Raw genomic sequence first — 22,720 nt, 5'->3', positions numbered from 1 at the left:
AGTTATCCTTATAACTTTGTTTGGTGTGAGAGCTCTGGGTCAACCACAATGCGGCCCACCATGGCGGTGCGCCCTAGCAACATACGAAACTTCATGGTGTCGCGGTTGGTCAGTGTTGCTTCCATAGGCCATTGTTGGCCATCAATACTCAATAAAGTTTCAATCACATAACGCATTTCGCTATGGCCGCCAGAATCGGTGACGGTACGCTCATCCTTTACTTTAGCTTGGCACTGAATTTCGGTTTCGACATCCTCTTGATTGGGATGCACCCAAAAACGCACCCACTTTTCGCCATCCTGCATATAAGGTTCAACCTTAAATGCGTGAATACAAGAGGTGCGAGCACCGGTATCTACTTTAGCTTTGATCTGTTCGATCCCTAACTCGGGCAACGCAACCCACTCGCGCCAACCTACTAATATTCTGTTTTCCATAATGGCTACCGGTTCAGTGCTCCGACTAGGAGCAAGTTGTTAAAGATCCGCTTTATACGGTAATTCACTTCAATTGACAGTGAAATTATTTACTCGCGTCGATTAATATAATTGATTGACCTATATAAACTTGTAGTCAAGGATAGAAGAAAATAGCAACAACAAAAAGCGAATTTCCCCATGAGTGCATTAATCCATGCCTTAGTACTCGACGGCCAAGGCGGCGTTAGCAAAGAACTGACCAATATAGACCAAGTCAGCGCCTGGCAACGTAGCGACGGATTACTGTGGCTGCATCTCGACTATTGCTTTGATGAAGCCAAAGACTACCTTAACTGCATTAATTTAAGTGATTTTGCCTATCAATCATTACTGGCCGATGAAACCCGCCCGCGCATGGTAGCCGACGACCAGGGTACCCTGATGTTTTTGCGCGGCGTTAACCTGAACCCGGCACAAACTCCGGACGATATGGTGTCTATTCGGCTTTATGTCAGCGAGCAGGTGATTGTCTCCACCCGCCACCGTCGCCTGCTTTCGGTCAGCGCCCTGGCGGATTCGTTGCGTGCCGGCCAGGGACCCAAGGACGCCTCTTCGCTTATTTGCCAACTGAGCGAAAACCTGACTTCACGGATGCAGGACGTTATCGACGAACTTGAAGACAAGCTCGACCAGTTTGAGGAGCAGGTAGATGGCAGCAACAAGCCCCATGATCATAATGCACTCTCCCAGGTGCGCAGACAGACCATAGGCTTAAAGCGCTATATTCGCCCGCAAAAAGACGCCCTGCGCGCCCTGCTAACGCAGCAGCCAAGCTGGCTCCAAGACGAGGATTGCTCGCGCCTCAGCGAAACCATTAACCATCTGGTGCGCTATTTAGAAGAGCTGGATATGAATATTGAGCGCGCACAAATTATTCAACAAGAGGTTTCCAGTTTGGTTTCCGATCAGTTAAATAAGCGCATGTATGTGATGTCAGTGGTGGCGGCGCTGTTCTTGCCCTTGGGCTTTTTGACCGGCCTGCTGGGGGTCAATATCGGCGGCATACCGGGCACAGAGTCCGATGCGGCTTTTGCCATTTTCGTCATTGCTCTGGTCGCCCTGACCGCCTTGATTGCCGTTTATTTTAAGCTAAAGAAATGGCTTTGATCTGATCAAGACGCACACTTTCGTGGTTGCTAAAGTGCAGCCACTCGCCCTGGCCGCTGATAATTCCTACGTCTTCGGCCTGAGCACAAAACTGCTCACCGCTGCGCAAAGTTACCGCCACCTTATTATGACGCATGCAAAAAATCTCGATCAGGTCATGCTGCTCGCAGGAAATTGGCGTATAGCTCATAGCCTTCCCCTCCCATTAATCAAATAACTCATCTCTATATAGCCTACCCCCCCTGCTTTTGACAGCCCGACCTTGGCGGCGACAAGAAAAAGGGGCTCATTGAGCCCCAGACTATTGCTGTTCGTTTATTAAAAACGGTAGGTGATATTACCGTAGATAAAGCGCCCATCCAGGCTGTACGGGGAAAAAGGCGTATACGGGAAGATCTGATTAAAATCAGACTGGCCGACATTATCCACCGTGGCCTGCGGATATTGGTCGAACAGGTTATTGGCGCCTAAAGCCAGCTTCCAACTGGCATCAGGGTGATAAGCTACTTCCAGGTCGGTCAGCCATTTCGCATCCAGATATTCGTCGCGCTCCGGCTGTGAGGAAATATCCGCTACCTCACCGTAGCGAGTGAGGCGTAAAGTGGTTTGCCACTGGCCCAGGTTCCAAATCGCTGCCAGGTTTAATTTGCTGTCCGGGGTGCCCTCTTCAAAGCGGCCGATTTCACGGCGGGCAAACAGCTGATAACTCTCGCCCAGTGAGTCCAGCTCTTGCGGATTGTCTTTAACGGATGTGACTTCGGTGTCGTTAAAGTTCGCCGCCGCGCTTAAACGCATATCGCCCCAGCTTGCCAAATCAAGCTGATAAGTAGCGACTATATCCACGCCCTGGGTGCGCGAGTCTATGGCATTAGTGAAATAGCGCACGCTCTCAACATTGGCTTCGCCTGCGGCCGCTAGGATAGCAGCCACTTGGTCGCCTTCGAGGTTTTCCGAAAGCACGATGCGATCGTCGATATCGATGCGGTAGGCATCCAGGGTCAGGCTAAAGGCACCACGGTTATAGATAAAGCCGGCGGTGATATTGACCGACTCTTCAGCTTCCAAAGGCTCGGCGCCCAAGGCTTGTGCCGCGGCGGTATCGGCGGGGAACAAACCTATTTCAAACGGTTTGTTATTCTCCAGCACGGTAGAGATCTGGCGATATGAGCTTTGTGCCAAAGACGGTGCACGGAAACCGCTGCTGATGGCACCACGCAGGCTCAGGTTGTCACTAACGCTATAACGGCTTGCCAGTTTCGCGGTAAAGGTGCTGCCAAAGTCGCTGTAATCTTCCAAACGACCGGCCAAAACCATATTCCAATCATCGCTTAGATAGGTATCAAATTCCGCAAACAAGGCCATATTGTAGCGACTTTCATCGGTGACACTGGCAGGGCTAAAACCAGGCAGAACCTGAGCACCACCGGCTCCGAGCGGAGCACCATTGCTGTCAACAGCGGTAATGTAAGAGGCCTCTTCGCCTTGCTCGATTTTATAGCCTTCACGACGGTACTCGGCACCGATAGTGAAAAACACATCATCATTTAGACCCAAATCAAGCACGGTGCTGGCATCGGCGTTAACCAACCATTGGTCATACACCAGGGCGCCGTTATCGAACTCACGCGGGCTATTAATACCCAGCGAGGTATTAAGGCTATTGCTGACGCCGAAGGCAAAGTCGTTGCGACCATAGTTGCTGCTGATATCCCAGCTCCAGTCGCCGCTTTCCCCTTCCAGCCCAAGGGCCAGGGCATAGTCTTTCACCTGGGTATCGATTTGTGGCAAGAAACCATCGGGGTAAAGCTCAGTCACATTGCGGTTATCCTTGGCGCGGCGATAAAATCCGCCCGAGTTACCCTCACGCTCCGAGTAGCTGCCAAAGGCATATAAGCTGTAGCCCTGGTCTAACTCATAGCCGCTATTGATAAACAAAGCGACATCTTCAAGCGCTGCCTTGCCGAAGCGGTGGTTATATCTGTCTATGGTAAATTCACGCGGGTCCAGACTGCCATCCTCAAGACGGGCATACTGCTCGCGGGGATCGAAACCAGAGCGCAGGGTCGGCTCATGGTCGCGGTACTCTAAGGCGATATTCACAAAGCCATCATCCCCTAAGGCCAAGCCGGTGTTGGCACTAAAGGTGCGATTGGTGCCATCGTTAATGCGGCGGTCGTCGCCGGTTGCAAAGGCCAGGTTGCCATTATTATCGGCGTAGGCACTTTCAAGCTGCGGCACACCAGCCATTTGCGTATCATATTCACCGTAGGTAGCGCTGATGCTGCCGCCTTCATCGGCGTCCTTCAACACCAGGTTGATCACCCCAGCTATGGCATAGCTGGGCCATATTGAGCGGCGGCGCCGTCGCGTAACACTTCAACACGCTTAATGGCGGCAACTGGGATCATATTCAAATCCACCGCGGTCGAGCCTCGGCCTACAACACCGCCCAGGCTTAATAAGGCCCCGGCATGACGACGCTTACCATTGACCAGTACCAGGGTATGATCCGGCGCCAAACCACGTAATACAGCGGGGCGGGCATGATCTGTACCATCGGATAAGGTGGCACTGGGGTAGTTAAAACTCGGCACCTGAGTGGCCAAAACCTGACTGATCTCCAACTGACCCGTGCTGGTCATATCATTACTGGTGATCACATCCACAGGCACTGTACTCTCGCCCAGGCTACGTAGGCTGCGGCGAGTACCAGTCACGGCAATCACTTCCATATCCTGCTCTGCCACATTGCCGTTTGGCGCCGTAGCAGCAAGGCTTGGCGCACTGCCCAATGCCGATGCGATAGCCAGGCTTAAAGCCAGCTTATTGGTTGTAAAAGTCATGAGAACCCCTCGAATACTGGAATGTGCTAGTAAAAAAGGGGGCAATCATACGTAGCCGTTTCGGTAACAGCAAATAGCAAAATAAGCTAACTTATTCACCTAAACAAGCACTTAATAACACCCTGTTTCAGACGTAAACAAAGCGCTAAAAAGGCGCTATAAACATGCAATAAAAAACAGTTTGAGTTTGTTTTTTGGGCAGTTTTAATACGCTTGACAGTTCAATATCTTGCGTCGTCATAGCCACAAGACCAGGAGTTAGCGCTAAGCAAATATCCGAGCAAGCACATACATAGGAACCAAGGTAAAAAATCAGAAGGTATAAAGACAAGTAATAATGGCGCTCTCGGCAGGGATCGAACCTGCAACTTGGCCTCCGGAGGGCCACGTGATATCCATTTCACCACGAGAGCTTTACCAATTCACTTAAATAGCTAATCATTCTAGCGGGCTAAATATCTGCTTACATACTTAACAGAATTGGCATTAGTCAGCACAGGGGATTGCGCCAACTGCGCCTATAGTAATGGCATCCCTTGGGAAATACCAGCCCTCGCGAATCGGATGGCGATAATTTATTCAGTAGCAAAGTTCCACCCGCCTGGTCCATAGGCGCAGGCTTCAGACTCAAATAGCTGGATTGCCCAGCTTGACTTCACCCCGCCGCCTTTTTGCTAAAAACCCACTGCCAAAAAGCGCGTGCAATAGCCACTATTGCCAATAAAACAACAAGTTAATTATGCAGAACAGGCTGGTTTTAAGCATTCTTATGCTCCTAGCCAGGTAAGCTACAAAAAAACAACAAAATAACCACAATATATTGACTATAAAAATCTATAATTTGAATTTTAATTCCATATAATTGCATTAAAATTCAAAATATCTTTATTTACGAGTTAAAAAGCCCGCTTACATGTTAGATGGCAAGATCCCCTTTTAACATGCAAGCCCTGCTTTTATAGCAATATCACGCAAAAAAATAGCGATTATTTTTGCACAAAAATGCACAAAACCCGGCAAATAAAGAATAAAAAGGCACGATAGCTGAATATTAATTTTCGTCCCTATTTTAGAGGGTTGTTTAATTATTGTTAACGTGCTTTTTATTAATGGCAAATTACATTGCTATATCAAGATCACAGGGTAATACAACATGGGTAAATTTAAGCCAACACTACTGGCTACGGCCATTGCCGGCTGCTTATGTGGCCACGCCAACGCCGAGCAAGCCAACAGCGAAATCAAACAAGAAAAGGCATTGGAAGTCATTCAAATTACCGCGACTCGTCGCAGCGGTTCGGCGCAAGAAGCGCCGCTTAACATCACCGCCATGGATGCCGATGTGATGAAAGATCAGAATATAGCCCAGCTCGAAGACGTGGCGCGCTGGGTACCAGGCCTGACCATTACCGATCAGGGCGGACGTGAAGGCTCGCCTATCATAGTGCGCGGCTTAAACACCAACTCGTCAGAGCGTGCCTCCGACAGCGGCACAGTGGCGACCTATTTGGGTGAAATCCCCCTTAATATCAATTTACGCCTCACCGATGTGGAGCGCGTCGAAGTCCTGATCGGCCCACAAGGCACACTTTACGGTGCCGGAACTTTGGGCGGCGCCATTCGTTATATGCTTAAGGCACCAGTGCTGGATATCACCGAAGGGCAAATTAGCGGCGACCTGTTTACCCTGTCACAAAGCGATGGCACCGGCGGCGAAGCGGGTTTTGTATTTAACACCCCTCTCATAGAGGATGAACTGGCTCTGCGCGCCAGCGTGAATTATTACCACAACCCGGGTTATATGGATTACAACTTCGTAGTGCGCGAGCCTGGCGTGTCTCTGCCCGACCCAGATTGGAACAATGCCGACGAGGTTAAGGCCAACCTTAAGCAGGTTGAAGATGCCAATGATGAAGACATCACCACGGCACGCCTGTCCTTACGTTGGGCTCCAAATGAAGTATTCGAGGGCACCCTGAACTACTTCTATCAAAAGCAGGAACACGGCGGCAACTCGATCACTCAATATGGCAGCATCAGCCCGGATAACCCCATTCACGATCTAGTCGGCAAATACGACTCTGCCTATCGTGTTGAAGAGCCCAATGAGCAAGAAGATGAATTGCTTAGTCTGGAGCTCAAAGCCGATTTGGGCTTTGCCGAGCTGGTTTCGGCCTCAGGCTGGTCTAGCTATGAGCAAGAAGGTCAGCGCGATCAGACCGATCTGCTTTACGATATCTGGACCGGCTACGCCAACTTCCCTGCCTTTGTCGATTACACCAAGGACACCAGTGAGCAAGACAGCTTTACCCAGGAGCTGCGCCTGGTATCCAGCCACGACGGCCCGTGGAACTGGATTGTTGGCGCTTACTACAACAAGTTTGAAAGCAAGTCGGACGACAGGGAATATGCTCCTGGCTTCGATAACTTCGACTATGGCAGCGATATTCCCAATATCGAACCGGACCTGGAATACATAGCTATTTTTGAGTCAGATACCACGGAAAAAGCCCTGTTTGGCGAAGTAGGTTATGCCTTTAACGATCAGTTCAACATCACCTTAGGCGCACGTTTTTACGAGTATGAAATCGACTCTAAATCAGGTTCGGCAACGCCCCTGTATGACGCCTGGGATGATGTTTTCTATGCCTCACGAGCGGATGTTGAGCTAGAGCCAAGCAGCGCCGAAGATGACGGCAGCCTGTTTAAGTTCAACGCCAACTACACCTTCGACAACGGCTTGGTCACCTACTTCACCATTAGTGAAGGCTTCCGCATCGGTGGCAGTAATGGCCTGGAGTCGTGCCCTGAGCAGCTACCGGAACAGCAAATCGTCTGTGCCCTGCCCAACGAAATGGCCTACAAGCCGGACACCACCACCAACTATGAGCTGGGCATTAAATCAACCTGGCTACGTAATAAGCTGCACTTCAATGCGGCGCTGTTTAGCGTTGACTGGGACGATGCGCAAATTCAGTCGACCACGGTCAATGGTCAGGAGATTATCACCACCAACGCCGGCTCGGCACGCTCTCAGGGTGTTGAGTTATCTACCCGCGCTATTTTGGGCGATAACTGGACCCTCTATGCGACCTACGCCTATGCCAAGGCCGAGCTGACTGAAGATGCGCCCATGTTGTTTGATGTATATGAGCCAGACCAGGCTTATTACGACGGCGCCGATGGCGACCGCCTACCGGGCTCGCCTGAGCATCAAGCATCTTTAGGGGTCAGCTATGAAAATGAAGTGTTTGGCGACAAGTTGTTAAACATCAACTATGGCCTGACCGCACAAAGCGATGTCTATACCAAGGTGGGCCTTAAGGCCGATGGCGAAGTGTTGCCAGGCTATGCTCTTAGCAACCTATCCGCGAAAATCTCCGGAGATATGTGGTCGGCTACCCTGTATGTGGACAACCTGTTCGACAAGTATGCCTTTACCTCGACTCGTCGTGATAAATCCTGGGCGGGCATGGCACGTTATGAAGACCAAAACCATGCCTTGCCAGAGTTGCAGCGGGTGTACGGTCACTACATCACCACGCCACGCACCATAGGCATGAAGTTTACCTATAACTTCGAGCTGTAATACACTAAGGGGCAACCAAGGTTGCCCCTTTTTTTTATTTATATGACCCATTCCACTTTGCGCCAACATATTCAACAACTGCTGCGCCAGCAAGCCTTGCCTCAAGCCCATGGTGAACTGGTAAAACGCTTGCAGCACAATCCAAAGGATCATCTTGCCTGGTCACTGATGGCCGAGGTAAACGCCCAAGCTGGTGACCTGACCAAAGCGGTTAAACTCCTGGATAAGGCGCTGGAGTTATCAAAACAACCGGAATATGTGCTTAGCCGAGGCAAGTTTTTATACCTGCTTGGGCGCAGCGGTGAATGCTTGCAAACTCTGCAAGCCCTGGACAAAGCGTCACTCACCGATGCCGGGCAACTGGATACCCTGGCTAACCTCTACTCTCGTCTCGGCGATTATCACAGCGCCCATATCTACCATCTGCGCGCTGCGGCCCGGGCACCGGATAACGCAGATATCCTGGTTAACGCCGCCATTAGCCACAATATTATGGCCGCTAACAACCAAGCCAAGGAACTCTTGCAAAGAGCGCTGCAGATCGCCCCCAATCACTATCGCGCTCATTATGCCCTGGCCGAGCAAAGCAGCACGGCCGAAGCGCAGGCGCATATAAAACAGCTCACCGCCCTGCTGGCACAAGAGCAAAATGCCATAGCCCGTCAACATCTGTTCCATGCCAAAGCCCTAGAGCATGAACAACTTGGGGAATATGACGAGGCCTTTATCGCCTTTTCAAACAGCAAGGAGGCGGTGGCTAGGAATATTCATTTTGATGCCGCTAAGCACAGCGCCTTTTGCCAGCAGTTGATCTCGACACCACCTCAGCTTATCTCGCAACGGGATAATGATGCTGAAGCCGTATTTGTAGCCGGCATGCCGCGCTCAGGCACCACCTTAGTAGCTCAGTTACTGTGCCAAAGTCCACACTTGGCGCCCTTAGGTGAGTTGCAGGATTTACCTCAGGCGGTAAAACGCATAAGCGGACAAAGTAGTACCGCCATTGTGACTCCCGAGGTCATAAGCCAAGCGAGCAAAGGTGATATGGCCGCCTTGGCACAGGATTATTTGAGCCGTTATACGGGCTTAAAGGGGGATACAGAGCGGGGCTGCGATAAACTGCCGTTTAACTTTTACTATATCGACTTTATCGTCCACGCCCTGCCAAAGGTGAAGATAGTGCTTATGCTGCGCGCCAAAGAAGACACTTGCATCGCCAACTTTCGCCAGGCCTATCAGGTACATAGCCCGTTTCACCATTATTCCTTTAAGCTTACCCACATCGCCACATTCTATGACGATTATGAGCGCTTAGCGCGGCACTTTGCCGCTAAGTATCCGAATAATGTGATTTTACAGAGCTATGAAGACTTGGTAAGCGAAGGTGAGCGGGCGCTGCGCCACTTATATGACTTTTGCCACTTGCCTTGGCAGAATGATTGCTTAGAGTTTTATACCAGGCCTGATGCCTGTGCCACCGCCAGTAAATTGCAAATTCGCCGCCCACTGAACAAGGCGTCCATTGATTTTTGGCGTCACTATCAAACACAATATGAAGCCTTAGTAGATACGCTTTAAGCCAGTAGCGTATCTAGGCTCAACTTAGCGTCGTCAATCCGGTGCTGCACCTGATGGCGTGCGTACCAAAAATAATTTAAGGCCGCCACCAGCTTTTGCATGGCCTTAAACTTTTGCCAATTCCCCTGCAGCTTCACAGTGCGAAAATAGTTGCTAAACAAACTCTGCTGCTGGCCCGCCGAGAGCTTAAAGCTCAGGGTCAACATGGCCAGATCGAAGTAGCGGTCACCATGCTGGGCATATTCAAAATCTATGCACTGCCATTGTCCACGGTGGCTGATAATGTTCTCTTTGATCAGGTCGTTATGACAGAAGCAGTAATCCTCACTTGTAGCCTGTGTCAAGGCTACCACCTCCTGTAACGCCTGAGCATAAGGGTGATAATAAGGTTCACTGGCATAACCGGCCAGCTCATCATGCAAATCCAGTGCTGCGCCACTGCTTGGCAAAGCGTGAATCTGCGTCAAGCGCAACAGGGCTTGCTCACCATCGAAATCTCTCGGCATCTGCCCTGGCGCATAAGCGAAAATGGCACAGCGATGACCCTTGTCCACATAAACAGGTGCCGGACACACACCCAGCTGCGCCAGGGTACGCTGGGCGTCGATGGCGGCATCGGGTACCTGCCTGCCATAGAGCTTTACCAGCCAGGTGCCCTGCTCGGTATCAACCCGATAATTCTCGTTGCTCACCCCTTGCGGCAAAAAGGTAATTTGCTCAATCACCGCATCGGCTTGAAATGCCGTGACCAAGGCATGGATACGACCCACCGACTCAGGCATAGGCCGGCACTCCTTGTTCCTTCTGCTGATATTGCTGGCGCCAACGCAGGTAGCCGGCAATCGCCATAAAGGTATAAAACACAAATAAAACCACGGTCGGATAATAGCCCTTGGCCAAATACAAGTAGATGGAAACGGCATCGATCACCACCCAATAAAGCCAGTTTTCCAACACTTTTTTTGCCACAAAGTAAGTGGTTAACACCGCAAAACAGGTGGTTAAACTGTCGAGATAGGCATAATCGGCACGCGTGTAATTATCCATTACATAGCCTATGCATACGGCGATAAGCGCGGTCGCAATAATCAGCCAGGCATGGGTGCTCAGGCGATAACTGACAATGCCCTGACTCTCGCTGCGCTCCTTGCCATAGCGCCATGCCCACCAGCCATAAATAGCCATACCCATATAATAAAAATGCAGCAGGGATTCCATCAACAAGGCGCCCTGCCAATACATCAGGGTGTAGATCAGGGTACTGAAAAAGGCCGCCGGCCAGCACCACAGGCTTTCGCGCATGGCCAACAATAAATAGGCCACGGAAAGCGCAACCGCCGCATATTCCCAGCCGGACATGGCGGCAAAGTCAGATAAGGTACTATTTAAGGCATCCATAAGGTGTTCCTAAAGGCGTTCCTAAGAGTTAGTCTTGAGGCGACAGATCGCCATGCAAAAACTTACAAACAAATATGGCCTTACCAAACTGCTCATAGGAGCGCTTGATCTCAGCGCTTAACACCGCCATCACGGTATCATAGTCGCCAAACACCTGAGTCGAGAGCGTATTGGTGATCACCTTAAGCTCTTTGTGTTCATTAAGACGGTCAATAAAGTCTTTAATAAAGGGGATATAGTCTTGATGAAGCGGGTACTTACTGATTTCAACGGTCAGTTTCATGGGCATGTCACTAGTAATAAAGAATGCCGCTATTGTAACCTGAACCCGAGCGTTGCCAAAATTTCGCCGTGACTTTTATCCTCCCCCACTGTTCGCAAGTTATCGCATGAGCTAGGTTCACTCATTCCAGGCAATAAAAAAGCCCCTAACTAGGGGCTTTTTTCCTTGCTGCGCTCAGGCAGCTAATTGGCAGAGAAACCTTGTTTAGCCGCGAACTCGACGTACGCCGAACAGGGCCAGCAGTGACATCAGCATAAAGATGCCGGTGCTACCGCCAGAAGATTTCTTAACTTCAGGCTCTGGAGTCACAGTTACAGGGTACTCACAGCTGCCGTCATCGGTATCTGCGCTACCATCGTAGTTGCTTGCTGTCGCATCAGTACAGCCATAGACTGGCTCTGGCTCTGGTTCTGGCTCTGGTTCTGGCTCAGGCTCTGGCTCTGGCTCAGGATACTGACAGCTACCATCATCGGTATTGGCATTTGCATCGTAGTTGGTTGCTGTCGCATCAGTACAACCATATTCGATGCCATCAGATGCAACGCTCAGCAGAAATGTCTGCGAAACGCTGTCGCTGGTGTTGGCCTTATCACGTACGGTTACCGTTACTTCTGTATCACCGTGGAAGTTCGCGTTCGGGACAAGGTTGAACGACATGCCATTGATTTCAGCGCTGATGTTATCGCCGCTCACCAGAAGTTCATTTGGTGATTGGTCAGCATCAAGTACCACTACTTCGATACCATCGATACGGCCGTTTTCTTCTACAGCCATATTCTCAAGGGCCGACATTTTCAGGTTGCCTTTGACCGCAATGGTATGAGTTAAGGTTTTCGCTTCGCTACCAAGCTCATAGGCTAAGGTGATCTCTTTATCGGTTCCCGCCGACTCTGGATTAACGGTCGCTTTGAAAGAGAATTCAACTTCACTTTGCTCAGGACCCACATAGTCGAAACAGATCACTAGGTCGTCTTTAAGCACCTTACCCAGGTCGTTGTAACCAATAACATTGTACAGTGAACCATCTTTAAAGCCGGCAGTAGACGAGTAAACACTGTCGCCGCCTTCGATCATGATCACACCCTCATCAACATTGGCGCCCAGGTTGTCATAGGCATAGATAACTTCAAACTTATCCTTGTGGTCATCGATACCGCTGCGCAGGATCACCTCGTAGTCATAGGTGTCACCTGTGTTCTTGTCGGTTACATTATCGAACTCCATAAACAACAGGTCACCTAGGTCAGGACGCTCTTCGGCATACTGTGATGCTATGGTTAGACCGGTAGGGTCGTAAGGGTCACGCTTGTTAGCGATTTCGAACGAACCACGCCAGAATGGCGCTAATGCTTCCATCAAGAAACCAGGACCACGGTGCTGGCTCATCATCCACCACAGCGGTGTAAACTGCATGGCACCGGTTGGGTGTAAACGCACTTCGTTGTTGTTAGCCTGATTGTAGACTTCAAACTTGGCGCCTTGCTTATAGAACAACCAGTCAATTGGTACATCAAAGTACACGTTAGAACCACCTTCATACCAAGGTGTGGTTGGCTGTAGACGGAACTCACCCTGAAGGTCGATGTAACCACCGGTAGAGAATTCGTCGATCATCGGCGTTTTACAGCTCGCATCGGTAATGTTGTTGGTCACTATGTAGTCACGCTTAACATTGCGGGTTGCCTGCTGTGTGCCTGCGATGGTCAGCTTGTTGCCTTCAACCTTGATCATCTCGGCAACTTGCTCGTTGTTCGAGGTCATGGTTTCAGACCAAAGCTGCATACCCTCAGGAAGAGTCAACTCAAAGTTGTAGTCACGCTCTTGCGACTCGTAGTTCGCCTTCAGTTTCACGTTCACATCAAGCACATCCATAGCGCGAGCGGCATCTTGGCTCACATTTAGGGTCAGTGCTTCACTGTCGTGGTTAAAGTTCAAAGAGGTAAAGCCAAGCGTGCCTTCGGCACCCGGCGCGTTGCCCAGGGCAAAACCACCGTAGTAAACATCACCCATTTGTGACTCAGGCAGATCCCAGTTAATGGCGATTTCATAGTTGCCATTGCCTGTGTGCTGCTCTGGCGCAGACACATCAAAGCCACCATTGTATTCATTGCCGATTACCGCATAGTGCGTTTTGGTGCGATATTCATAATCACGCGGCGCAGCTAAAGCAGCAGTAGCAAACCAGTACTGACCTGGCTCAGGGTCAATAATGTTACAGTAGTTGTCTTCAACACTGCTTGATGAGTAACAGATCATTTCCGCATTAAGTGCCTTGATCAGTGCTTGCGGATCATCTGCAATCTCTTCATCGCTGACCATGAAAGAACCACTGTTGTTGGCATCGAAACCAAGGATCAGGTGCGCTTTCTTAGTCTGCCAGCGTGGCTCAGCAACATCAGCTAAGTTAGAAGTTTGCTCCGTAGAGGCAACCTTCACCATTAGACGCTTAGTACCTTCAGGAACGGTAATGGACTGAATGTCCCAACCACGTTCAACGCGATCCTTAGTCACATAAGGACCTACACCTATTACGTCCGCCTCTATCGTGGTTGGCTTCACCAAGCCATAATAGGTTGGCGTCAGCTGGCTGTAGCTGTCGGTGTTAACAACAATAGACTCAGAAGCCTTATTGCGGGCCATATCGATATCCACGGCCAGCGGCAACTCATCCAGGGTATTTTTAGCTACCAGGGTGAAGTGTGCATCCGGCGACTGGCCATCCACATTGTTAAACACTACCTTGCCGTTAAACCAGATGTCTTTATTTAGGACATTTTCCCATGGCGCATCCGGCTCATCTGGCTCTACCTTGTGCTCAATGATGTTTGGCAACTTCATGGTTACCATGACATCTTGAGTTTCACCGGCTTTCAATGTGAAGCTGCTTGGTGATACTTCCACTTCAACGCCTGCGCTTTGGTCTTCACCTTGCACGCCCCAGCCAAAGCCGCTGGCCTGCCATGAGCCATCTTTGGTGGCTTTAACGGTACGCATCCATGAACATTCAAGTTCACAGTCTTGATTAACCAAGGAAGGCAGATTTAACCATTCAACCAAACCGCCATTGCGCGGGTTCGCATCTTGGTAGTTTTCAATGGTCTCATCCATCACCAGACCGGCATTGGCTGCCTGCGCTACATCAATCGCGCCGCCACCGGCCATAAAGTTGTAGTAAGGGTCGATAATTGCGTAACCATTAAAGATTTTCACCTTATTGGCCGTCATCATCAAGGCCGACTGGATTTCTGCCGGTGTCCATGTTGGGTGCATCTGCATCAACAAGGTCATGGCGCCGGTTACATGCGGAGTCGCCATTGAGGTACCGCTCATAAAGGTCCAATCCGAAGCGGTCGGGTTGGCGGTAAATGGCTGGTCATCGGCATTGGCCGCATAAATATCAACGCCCGGTGCGGTTACATCCGGTACCAGGTTATTGATATAACGACTTGGACCCATAGAACTAAAGATAGCCAGTTCATTGCCCTTCTCAGGGTCAAACTCGTAGGTATTCACCGGCTCACCTATGGTGGCGATCGCTTCGCCTGCCGGATTGGCATTAACCCAGTTACGAATGGCAAAGCGGGCTTGAGAAGACAGGTGGATCCCCGGAATAACATAGTTATCGGCCACCACATTATCGCCATAATTGGTATTTTGCAGGATAAAACCACCGGCGCCACCGGCCGCCACGTTTTCGGCCTTTGCCACACGGGCGATATCGCCGCGCTCACAAACAACGATTTGATCTGAGGTAAAGGTACCCGCAGGGAAAGGTACATTACAGCTGGCCGCTGTATAGGCATCGTCCGGGTTTGGATCTGCAAAGTTTTCCGCTAATACTACAGGACCTGTGATACTGCCCGAGTAGCTCTTACCCGCATACTCGCCGCTAAAAGGAGCGCGAACACCCTGGAAGTTGTTGATAACCTTGTCACCCAATGACATAACACGGTCATGAGTTGAGGCACCTACTGTGGTTACCCAAGGAGAGGTATGATCCGCAGACATGTAATAAGGGCCCGAGTTACCTGCAGCTGCGGCAACCGAGATACCCGCCTTACGCGCGCTTAAGAAGGCCAATTCCATGGGATCTTCCCAAGGGAAGGACTCACCGCCACCGATTGAGAAGTTAATGGTGTCTACACCATCGGCAATGGCATCTTCAAAGGCAGATAGAATCGCGGATTCTGGACAGCCGGCATAGGGGTCACCAGAACCACCCGGCCAACATACCTGATAAGAGATGATATGGGCACGAGGCGCAACACCGCTGGTCTTTTCAAACGTAAAAGGCAGGTCGATACCATCGCTGGTCACTGAACCGTCTACGGTTTGCAATGGCGTATCCACTAGCTCATTACCCGCTGTGGTGCTGGCGGTGTGAGAGCCGTGGCCATTGTAGTCTTCGCCGTTTTCTGGACGACGATTTTTAGAACCAAAAATATAATCGCTGTTGGCTACTGTGACCTCAGGGTAAGAGCGCACACCGATCAGCTTATCGTTACACAACTCTGGTGATTCAACACAGTCACCGATGAAGTTACCGGCACCAAATGGGTTGGTCTTAGCATATTCTTCGTCACTAGCGAAGGCGATGTGGTCGGTATTGATGCCGGTATCAATAATACCCACAACCATGCCTTCACCCTTAACGCTGAGTGATGAGGCCGGAACCTGTCCCTGCCAGAGTTTATCGGCACCGATAAATTCTGGGCCACGATCGGTACGCAGCTCGAAAATACGGTTTTCGGTAATACGCTTAACGCCGCTTTGCTTGGCCAGGACCATGGCATCTTCTTGCGTCATATTGACTATCATGGCGTTGTTAGCCAGCGTCAATTGCTGCTTCATTTCGATATTGGCGCCATGCGCTTGGGCGCGGCTAAGCACCTTGTTTTGCTGGTCTTGCAAATAACGACGGTAGCTTTTCACCTCAGGTGAACGCACGTTCAACGTTGAGCGACCCACCATGGTACGAGTGGTTGTCAGGGCCGTGGCCTCAAGACCTTGTATATCGCCTTGGTAGTTAACCACGGCATCGTTTTGTAGCTGTACTATGTAGGTACGCTTGCCGGTCACCCCTTCTTTAGGTGTGAAGACATTCTTAGGTGAATTATCCTGATAATGTCTATTAAGCTGACCCACAGAACCAAATAGGGTTTGCGCTTCTTTCGATTCTTTGTAATTTGCTAGGTCTTCAGCTGTGAATACCGGGGTGTAAAAAGAGCCCGCAGGCGCTTTTTCAAAGCCCGGCTGTGCGGACGCGGCTCCCCCGGCCACGTACATAGCGGTTAGCATCGCAATGGTACTTTTGCGCCCCAACCCCTTTATATTTCTATTCTTGTTGGACATGTTGTATTCCTTGATGAAAATTTTTCGCGCATATTGCGCTAGCGCAGTAGGGTACGTTGCGCCGAACAAAGAAAACAATATGTAAACAGGGTGCTAAAAGCGCTAAGAGTAAGTTACACCCAAACCGCTACTCTACATGCCTTACCATATAAGGCCTTAGAGCAAATGTACCAAAGTGTGCAATAAGGTAGCATTTTGTACTCATGCAGTTTATCGCAACAATAAATCAACTTTTGTAAGTATCAAGCTCACATTCTTAGGCGCAACTTTGGGGAATTATGATCAATTATGGCAATTGCTGCTTCGTTCATCCCAAGGCTAGCAAATCAGGGTATAGTGTTAACAAAATCACCTTGTTAGCCGTAAGTTAGCCCTAAGATGAAACGAATAGCCATTATTGAAGACGAAGCCGCGATCCGCGATAACTATGTAGAAATGCTGCAAGGGCAAGGCTATGAAGTGCAAGGTTTCGCCGACAGGCCCAGCGCCGAGCTAGCACTGAGCGAGCGTTTGCCGGATCTGGCCATAGTTGATATCGGCTTGGGCAACGAAATCGATGGCGGCTTTATGCTGTGCCAAAGCTTACGGGCCCGCTCACAAACCCTGCCAATTATTTTTCTGACCGCTCGCGACAGTGAAATAGATACCGTATGTGGGCTGCGTATGGGTGCCGATGATTATCTTACCAAGGACATCAGCATGGCTCATTTGGCGGCGCGTATCGCTGCGCTGTTTCGCCGCGTTGAAGCGCAAGGCTTACCAAGTGAACAAGAGGACACCCTGGTACAAGACAAGCTGGAGCTGAACCTAAAACGTTTGCGCGCCAACTGGCTGGGTGAGGCGGTGGATCTGACCGTGACCGAGTTTTGGATGGTGCATTCACTGGCTAAGCGTCCGGGGCATGTAAAAAGCCGGGATGAACTGATGAGCGATGCCAAAATTTACGTTGACGACAGTACAATCACCTCCCATGTAAAACGCATTCGTCGCAAGTTCCAGGCGCTCGATGCCCAGTTCGATTGCATCGACACCGTATATGGCATGGGTTATCGCTGGGAAAGCAAATAGATGGCGCGCTTTGGGCTTGGGCTGCGCAGCAAGGTGGTCTTGCTGTCCTGCTTTTTACTTGTGCTGCCCTGGCTTGGTTACGAATATGTGTGGGAAATGGAAAAGTATCTGCGCCAGGGTCAAGAAAAAACCCTGGTCGGTACCACAAGAGCGCTGGCGACCGCCCTGCACGAGCGTCCGGCCCTGTTTGAAAATGCCAGTGAATTTACCGCCAAGGTAGAAAAGGGTCGCGACCTTTACGCCTACCAGATCAACAATGCCATCCGCCTCGATGGCGAGCTTGGTGACTGGGCTCCCTATCAAAGCCTGATGTGGCAATACCAGGGTAACTACCTGCAAACTCCAAACCCGGATCATGATGACGCCGACCTGTCATTCGCACACATGGTCGGCAAATACGGCCAGCACCTGTATGCGGTGTTCGCGGTACAGGATAACCAGGTTCGTCTGCGCCCAAAAAATGCCCTTAGTCTGGAGCGCAACGATCATTTAAAAATCGCCATTAAGTCTCCCAATGGCGAGTTAAAAAATTACATAATTGCCACCCGCGAAGACGGCTGGGTAAATGCCTTTAGCCTTCCCGAATTGACTCCCTATAAGGATATTCAGGGCTATTTTCGCCAGACCGAGCAAGGCTATAACATAGAACTGCGTATGCCCCTGTCCATGCTTGGCAACAAGCTCGGCTTTGCCATCAGCGATTGGGACACGGGCGAGCAAGAGCGTCATTTAATGGCCACCTCTAATATTACCGATGCCAATACACTTGGCACTGTGCTGCTGCCCTCACCGGAGATTAAACGCATTATCAAGGGCATGGGCCACAGCGGCAGCCGTATCTGGGTGGTGGATAAACATCACAGGGTACTGGCGCAATCAGGCACCATTCAACATGCTGACGGAGTCTGGGCCAGCTCCTTACAGGAGCAGGATAAGGAAGGCATGTGGCGGCGTTTCGAGCAGCGTTTTTTGCACCCGCTCTATTACCAAATTCTGACCAAGCCACCCAGTGACTTTCTCGATATTTTGCATGATGTGGCGGCGCTGCAAGGCAGTCATATTGCCAGTGCCTTACGCGGTGAGCCGGCCTCGAACTGGCGCCTGACGCCAGACAGCAAAGCGGTGATCCTCTCCGCCGCCTACCCCATTTGGAGTAATGAGCAGGTGCTGGGCGCTGTTATCGCCGAAGAAACCACCAATGGCGTGCGCACTCTGCGCAACAAGGCGCTGGAAAAGCTCTTTAATGTGATTATTGCGGTGATGCTGGTGGGCACCATCTCATTGTTTTTCTTTGCCTCGCGCATTTCCTCACGTATTCGCCGCTTACGCGACAGTGCCGAGCAGGCCATTGATGAACAGGGCCGAGTACGGGCGCAACTGAGCGTGAGTAACGACAGTGACGAAATAGGCGACCTCTCGCGCAGCTTCGCTAATATAGTTAATCGCCTTGGCGGCTATACCCATTATCTGGAAAATATGTCGTCGCGCCTTTCTCACGAATTGCGAACGCCGGTGGCCGTGGTACGCAGCTCGCTGGAAAACCTGCAATTGATCGCCCACGAACCGCAGCAACAAAAATACCTGACCCGGGCTCAAGAAGGGGTCGCCCGCTTGAATAAGCTTATCACCACCATGAGCGAGGCGACTCGGTTGGAACAGAGCATTAATACCTCGGCGCGGGAGCATTATGATCTCACCCAGGTGCTGCAAGGCTGTATGCAGGGCTATCAGTTGGCTTATCCACAGGCACGCTTTGCCCTGGATATCACCCAAGAGGCGCTTCCTGTGCAAGGGGCCGCCGACTTTTTCGCGCAGTTGCTTGATAAGCTGATCAACAACGCCCTGGAATTTGCTGAGCCTGAGAGTGAAATATTGGTCACCTTGGCACGAGAAAACAACCAAGCTCAACTCAGCATTAGCAATCTAGGGCCATCGCTGCCCAAGGACATAGGTAAACATATTTTCGACTCCATGGTGTCGGTGCGCGCTCAGGATAAGCAGCAACAGCCGCATCTGGGTTTGGGCCTGTATATCGCTCGTCTGATTGTTGATTTTCATCACGGCCAGATACGCGCCAGCAACCGCGAAGATGGTCGCGGTGTGACCATCCTTGTTGATATACCCTTGTCCTGATTCAAAATCGATTAATTAAAGAGCATCTAGCCTGCATAATAAGTTGGTAATTACTTACACAGTTAGAGGTGCAAGGCTAGATACTATGACCGCAAAAACTGGATATAGTAGGGCGCTGTTTCGCGAGCAAGATGACAGCAGCGCAACAAGGATAAAGCTTGAATCACGGGGCCAGGCTTAATTACAATAGCTGCCTTTATCCTCACGTGAAATCACTTGTGAAAAAACATCAGGCAAAAAAAGAGCTCGCCCTGCTCCCCATTTTATTTATCGCCATCGCCTTGTGTGTCGGCGGGCATTTCGTTTTACAACCTAACTATCAAGATAGCAATTTGGTGGAATATTCCTTGGCGGCCCTGCCATTTGCCTTATTCGCCTTGGTGATCCTCGCCATCCGCATCGCAATCAAGCAAGAAGAAAACGACGACTAAGCTTCAAAGCCACGCCCTAAAGCACATGGTAGCCAAACCAGTCCGGATGCATGGCTTGCGCCTGGTTGCTGGGAGTAAGATGGATATGATACTGGGCATCGATCAGATCCAGGGCAAAGCAGTCATCCACCTCATGTAAATCGTCTTTATGCTGATGACTCATGCCGGTGAGTAAACCCTGCTTCACCCGTTGTTTGGCCTGCTCGGCGCTGGTCGCCACGGTCAAAGTAAAAGCATGTTGTTCGGCAAGTTGATCGGCACGATAGGCGCCTAAATTAACGAAATAGAGGCGTTCACTGCGCTGTTGCGGCGCATCACCCAGGCTCACCGCATAGCCGTCGATATGGTGCACCGCCATATAACTGTCCATATGCACGCTGTTTTTATTGCCCACCCATTGGGCTTTAAGCTTGCCGTAACAATCTTCAATACGCTCACCAACGACAAAGCGCACATCGTGCATTTCAATATGACAGCCTTCAATGCGACCGCCTAGGTAAACCATAAATAATTGCATCACTCACTCCTTTGGCCTTGTGTGGCGGCATTATAACGGTTAATCAGTCGCGGCTGAATTGCTCCACATCGATCTCATGCTTCTTGATCAGTTTATAGAAGTCGCTGCGGTTACGCTTGGCCAATTTGGCTGCCTGAGCGACATTGCCATCCACCATTTTCAATACATTAATCAAATACTGGCGCTCAAACTGGCGCTTAGCCTCGTTTAAGGCAATGGGCGAGCTGGCTTCGAGCTCACACTGCAAGGCCATGGCCACCTGCTGGGCACTGATCAGCACCCCAGGGCTCAATGCCACCACCTGCTCCACTACGTTTTGCAGCTGGCGAATATTACCGGGCCAGTCGTGGCGCAAAAGCAAGTCCATGGCATCATCGCTGAAACGTTTCACCCCTTGCTGCTGACGAGCGGCAATTTGCTCACAAAAGTGATGCGCCAACAGGGAGATATCCTCTCGGCGTTCGCTCAAGGCTGGTAAACGCAGGTTCACCACATTTAAGCGATAGTAGAGATCCTCGCGGAAACTGTTATCACGGATTGCCGCAGGCAAATCCTTGTGGGTGGCCGACACCACTCTGACATTAACCGGAATTTCCTCGCTATGACCAACCGGGCGGATTTTTTTCTCTTGCAGAACGCGCAAAAGCTTAACCTGTAAATTCAACGGCATATCCCCTATTTCATCAAGAAACAAGGTGCCATTTTGGGCTTCGGAAAAGAGCCCCACATGGTCGGCGGTCGCACCGGTAAAAGAACCCTTTTTATGGCCGAACAACTGGGATTCCAAGAGCTCGGCGGGCACAGCGCCGCAGTTAATGGCAACAAAAGGGCCGGTGCTAACCGCACTGCTCTCATGCACGGCTCTGGCTAGCAGCTCTTTACCCGTACCGCTGGCGCCGGAAATCAATACATTCACATCCGTGGCTCCCACCATACGCACTTGCTCTAACAGGTGATACATGGTGGCACTGCGAGTCACTATATAGGGGTGACTTACTTGCTGAGCGTGCCCCTGCCCTTGACCATGCAGACGCACGGCTTTAGCCAGGGTGTCGATCAACTCATCCTTATCTATGGGTTTGGTCAAAAACGCAAAAATACCCTGCTTGGTGGCACGTACCGCATCGGGAATAGAGCCGTGCGCCGTCATCATTACCACGGGTAAGCTAGGATAAAGCTGCTGAATTTGTTCGGCCAGTTGCAAACCGTCGATATCGTCCATGCGCAAATCGGTCAGCACCACGTCAAAGGTTTGCTGCTGCAACTCACTCAAGGCTTGAGGGGCGCTGTTGGCCGTGGTCACTTCGTAGTTATTGGCCATCAGCCTTATGGTCAGTAGTTTTAATAAACTGACATCATCATCAACAAGTAAAACCCGTGCTTTAGAACTCATTATTATCCTCCTGCTGGGACGCACGTTGCAGCAATTGCTGCTCTATAGCCGCCAGCGACGACAAGGTCTTTTCCATTTTTTCCTGCATTTGCTGCTGCTCTTGGCGCAGCTTAGCAAGTTGCTGTTGTTGTTGGGCATTGGCCTGAAGCTGCTGCTTAAGCAACCAGAAATAACGGGCGCTGGACTCGGGCCAGTAATATTGACCGCTGATCACCTCAAGGTCGCTTAGTAGCTCGTCCGGGTTTGATTGGCCCCGTAAGCAGAGGCGGGCAAAAAATTGTTTCAGTCTCGGCGCCGCCACATATTCCTGTAACTCGGTGGCCGAGGTAAAACCGCCGCATTGCTGTGCATGCCATTGCACCAACTGCTCGGCACTGGGGTAGATGGGTTGTTGCTTAGGCCTAGGTTTAGGGTTGGGAGCCTGCTTTTCAAGCTCACCTAAGTGACCAGTCTCTCCCGCCGTTCTTGGGCCCGGCAACTGACAGCCCGCACTCAAGATGGGCACCAGTAACACGGCAACACACTTGGCAAATTTCAACATCTTGACTC

At 50.7% G+C, this 22,720-nt stretch carries 15 protein-coding genes, 1 tRNA gene and 1 pseudogene; 6 read left to right on the top strand and 11 right to left on the bottom strand.

The genetic code is table 11. The annotated features are described in order from the left end of the window. Positions 1-8: 8 nt before the first annotated feature. Complete coding sequence (locus tag C2M35_RS04630; RefSeq protein ID WP_105200257.1) at positions 9-437, bottom strand: ATP-dependent zinc protease family protein; 429 nt, start codon at positions 435-437, stop codon at positions 9-11. 180 nt (positions 438-617) lie between these two features. Here C2M35_RS04630 and C2M35_RS04625 point away from each other — a divergent pair, with 180 nt between their 5' ends. Continuing rightward, the gene (locus C2M35_RS04625) at positions 618-1,586 is read left to right on the top strand and encodes a zinc transporter ZntB (protein WP_105200256.1); all 969 of its coding nucleotides are present in this window, start codon (positions 618-620) and stop codon (positions 1,584-1,586) included. On the opposite strand, the gene C2M35_RS04620 is transcribed toward C2M35_RS04625, so the two are convergent. The 3 genes and pseudogenes from C2M35_RS04620 to C2M35_RS04610 all read right to left on the bottom strand — a co-directional run bounded on the left by C2M35_RS04620 (position 1,564) and on the right by C2M35_RS04610 (position 4,842). Further along, positions 1,564-1,776 carry a Rho-binding antiterminator gene (locus C2M35_RS04620; protein ID WP_105264708.1) on the bottom strand — a complete coding sequence of 71 codons (213 nt, stop codon included), beginning with the start codon at positions 1,774-1,776 and terminating at the stop codon, positions 1,564-1,566. The two genes, C2M35_RS04625 and C2M35_RS04620, sit on opposite strands and share 23 nt — an antisense overlap. Before the next feature lie 128 nt (positions 1,777-1,904). After that, positions 1,905-4,429 (bottom strand): annotated as a pseudogene (locus tag C2M35_RS04615) (TonB-dependent receptor plug domain-containing protein). A gap of 338 nt (positions 4,430-4,767) precedes the next feature. Further along, a tRNA-Arg gene (locus C2M35_RS04610) sits at positions 4,768-4,842 on the bottom strand. A gap of 740 nt (positions 4,843-5,582) precedes the next feature. On the opposite strand from C2M35_RS04610, the gene C2M35_RS04605 reads away from it, so the two are divergent. Continuing rightward, positions 5,583-8,018, top strand: a complete 2,436-nt coding sequence (locus C2M35_RS04605; RefSeq protein WP_105258222.1) for a TonB-dependent receptor — start codon at positions 5,583-5,585, stop codon at positions 8,016-8,018. Between the two features lie 42 nt (positions 8,019-8,060). Then, positions 8,061-9,596 carry a tetratricopeptide repeat-containing sulfotransferase family protein gene (locus C2M35_RS04600; RefSeq protein WP_105264707.1) on the top strand — a complete coding sequence of 512 codons (1,536 nt, stop codon included), beginning with the start codon at positions 8,061-8,063 and terminating at the stop codon, positions 9,594-9,596. Here C2M35_RS04600 and C2M35_RS04595 read toward each other — a convergent pair. The 4 genes from C2M35_RS04595 to C2M35_RS04580 all read right to left on the bottom strand — a co-directional run bounded on the left by C2M35_RS04595 (position 9,593) and on the right by C2M35_RS04580 (position 16,629). Beyond that, on the bottom strand, positions 9,593-10,378 hold the full coding sequence (locus C2M35_RS04595) for a phosphotransferase (protein ID WP_105264706.1): 786 nt from the start codon (positions 10,376-10,378) through the stop codon (positions 9,593-9,595). The two genes, C2M35_RS04600 and C2M35_RS04595, sit on opposite strands and share 4 nt — an antisense overlap. Continuing rightward, a complete protein-coding gene (pnuC, locus tag C2M35_RS04590; RefSeq protein ID WP_105264705.1) occupies positions 10,371-10,994 on the bottom strand; it encodes a nicotinamide riboside transporter PnuC in 624 nt (207 codons plus the stop codon). Before pnuC ends, C2M35_RS04595 begins: the two co-directional genes overlap by 8 nt. A gap of 28 nt (positions 10,995-11,022) precedes the next feature. Then, positions 11,023-11,277 (bottom strand): YkoF family thiamine/hydroxymethylpyrimidine-binding protein, encoded by a 255-nt coding sequence (locus C2M35_RS04585; protein ID WP_105188085.1) that lies wholly within the window; start codon positions 11,275-11,277, stop codon positions 11,023-11,025. A 204-nt stretch (positions 11,278-11,481) separates the two neighbouring features. Next, on the bottom strand, positions 11,482-16,629 hold the full coding sequence (locus C2M35_RS04580) for a S8 family serine peptidase (protein WP_105264704.1): 5,148 nt from the start codon (positions 16,627-16,629) through the stop codon (positions 11,482-11,484). A 378-nt stretch (positions 16,630-17,007) separates the two neighbouring features. Here C2M35_RS04580 and pdsR point away from each other — a divergent pair, with 378 nt between their 5' ends. The 3 genes from pdsR to C2M35_RS04565 all read left to right on the top strand — a co-directional run bounded on the left by pdsR (position 17,008) and on the right by C2M35_RS04565 (position 20,261). Beyond that, positions 17,008-17,697, top strand: coding sequence for a proteobacterial dedicated sortase system response regulator (gene pdsR, locus C2M35_RS04575; RefSeq protein ID WP_105200249.1), 690 nt, complete (start codon positions 17,008-17,010; stop codon positions 17,695-17,697). After that, positions 17,698-19,830 carry a proteobacterial dedicated sortase system histidine kinase gene (pdsS, locus tag C2M35_RS04570; RefSeq protein WP_105258216.1) on the top strand — a complete coding sequence of 711 codons (2,133 nt, stop codon included), beginning with the start codon at positions 17,698-17,700 and terminating at the stop codon, positions 19,828-19,830. Between the two features lie 218 nt (positions 19,831-20,048). Next, entirely contained in the window at positions 20,049-20,261 is a 213-nt protein-coding gene (locus C2M35_RS04565) for a hypothetical protein (RefSeq protein WP_105200311.1), read from the top strand. Positions 20,262-20,277: 16 nt separating this feature from the next. On the opposite strand, the gene C2M35_RS04560 is transcribed toward C2M35_RS04565, so the two are convergent. The 3 genes from C2M35_RS04560 to C2M35_RS04550 are packed head-to-tail and all read right to left on the bottom strand — an operon-like array spanning position 20,278 to position 22,712. Beyond that, a complete protein-coding gene (locus tag C2M35_RS04560) occupies positions 20,278-20,778 on the bottom strand; it encodes a DUF1543 domain-containing protein (RefSeq protein ID WP_105214636.1) in 501 nt (166 codons plus the stop codon). Positions 20,779-20,821: 43 nt separating this feature from the next. Further along, the gene (locus C2M35_RS04555; protein WP_105200246.1) at positions 20,822-22,171 is read right to left on the bottom strand and encodes a sigma 54-interacting transcriptional regulator; all 1,350 of its coding nucleotides are present in this window, start codon (positions 22,169-22,171) and stop codon (positions 20,822-20,824) included. Beyond that, positions 22,161-22,712 carry a hypothetical protein gene (locus C2M35_RS04550; RefSeq protein WP_105258214.1) on the bottom strand — a complete coding sequence of 184 codons (552 nt, stop codon included), beginning with the start codon at positions 22,710-22,712 and terminating at the stop codon, positions 22,161-22,163. The genes C2M35_RS04555 and C2M35_RS04550 overlap by 11 nt, the downstream gene beginning before the upstream one ends. Positions 22,713-22,720 lie beyond the last annotated feature (8 nt).

The sequence above is a fragment of the Pseudoalteromonas sp. T1lg76 genome, from assembly GCF_002964725.1.
GTDB lineage: Bacteria > Pseudomonadota > Gammaproteobacteria > Enterobacterales > Alteromonadaceae > Pseudoalteromonas.
The sequence above is the reverse complement of the archived record's forward strand: the minus strand, read 5'-3'. Positions and strand labels throughout refer to the sequence as shown.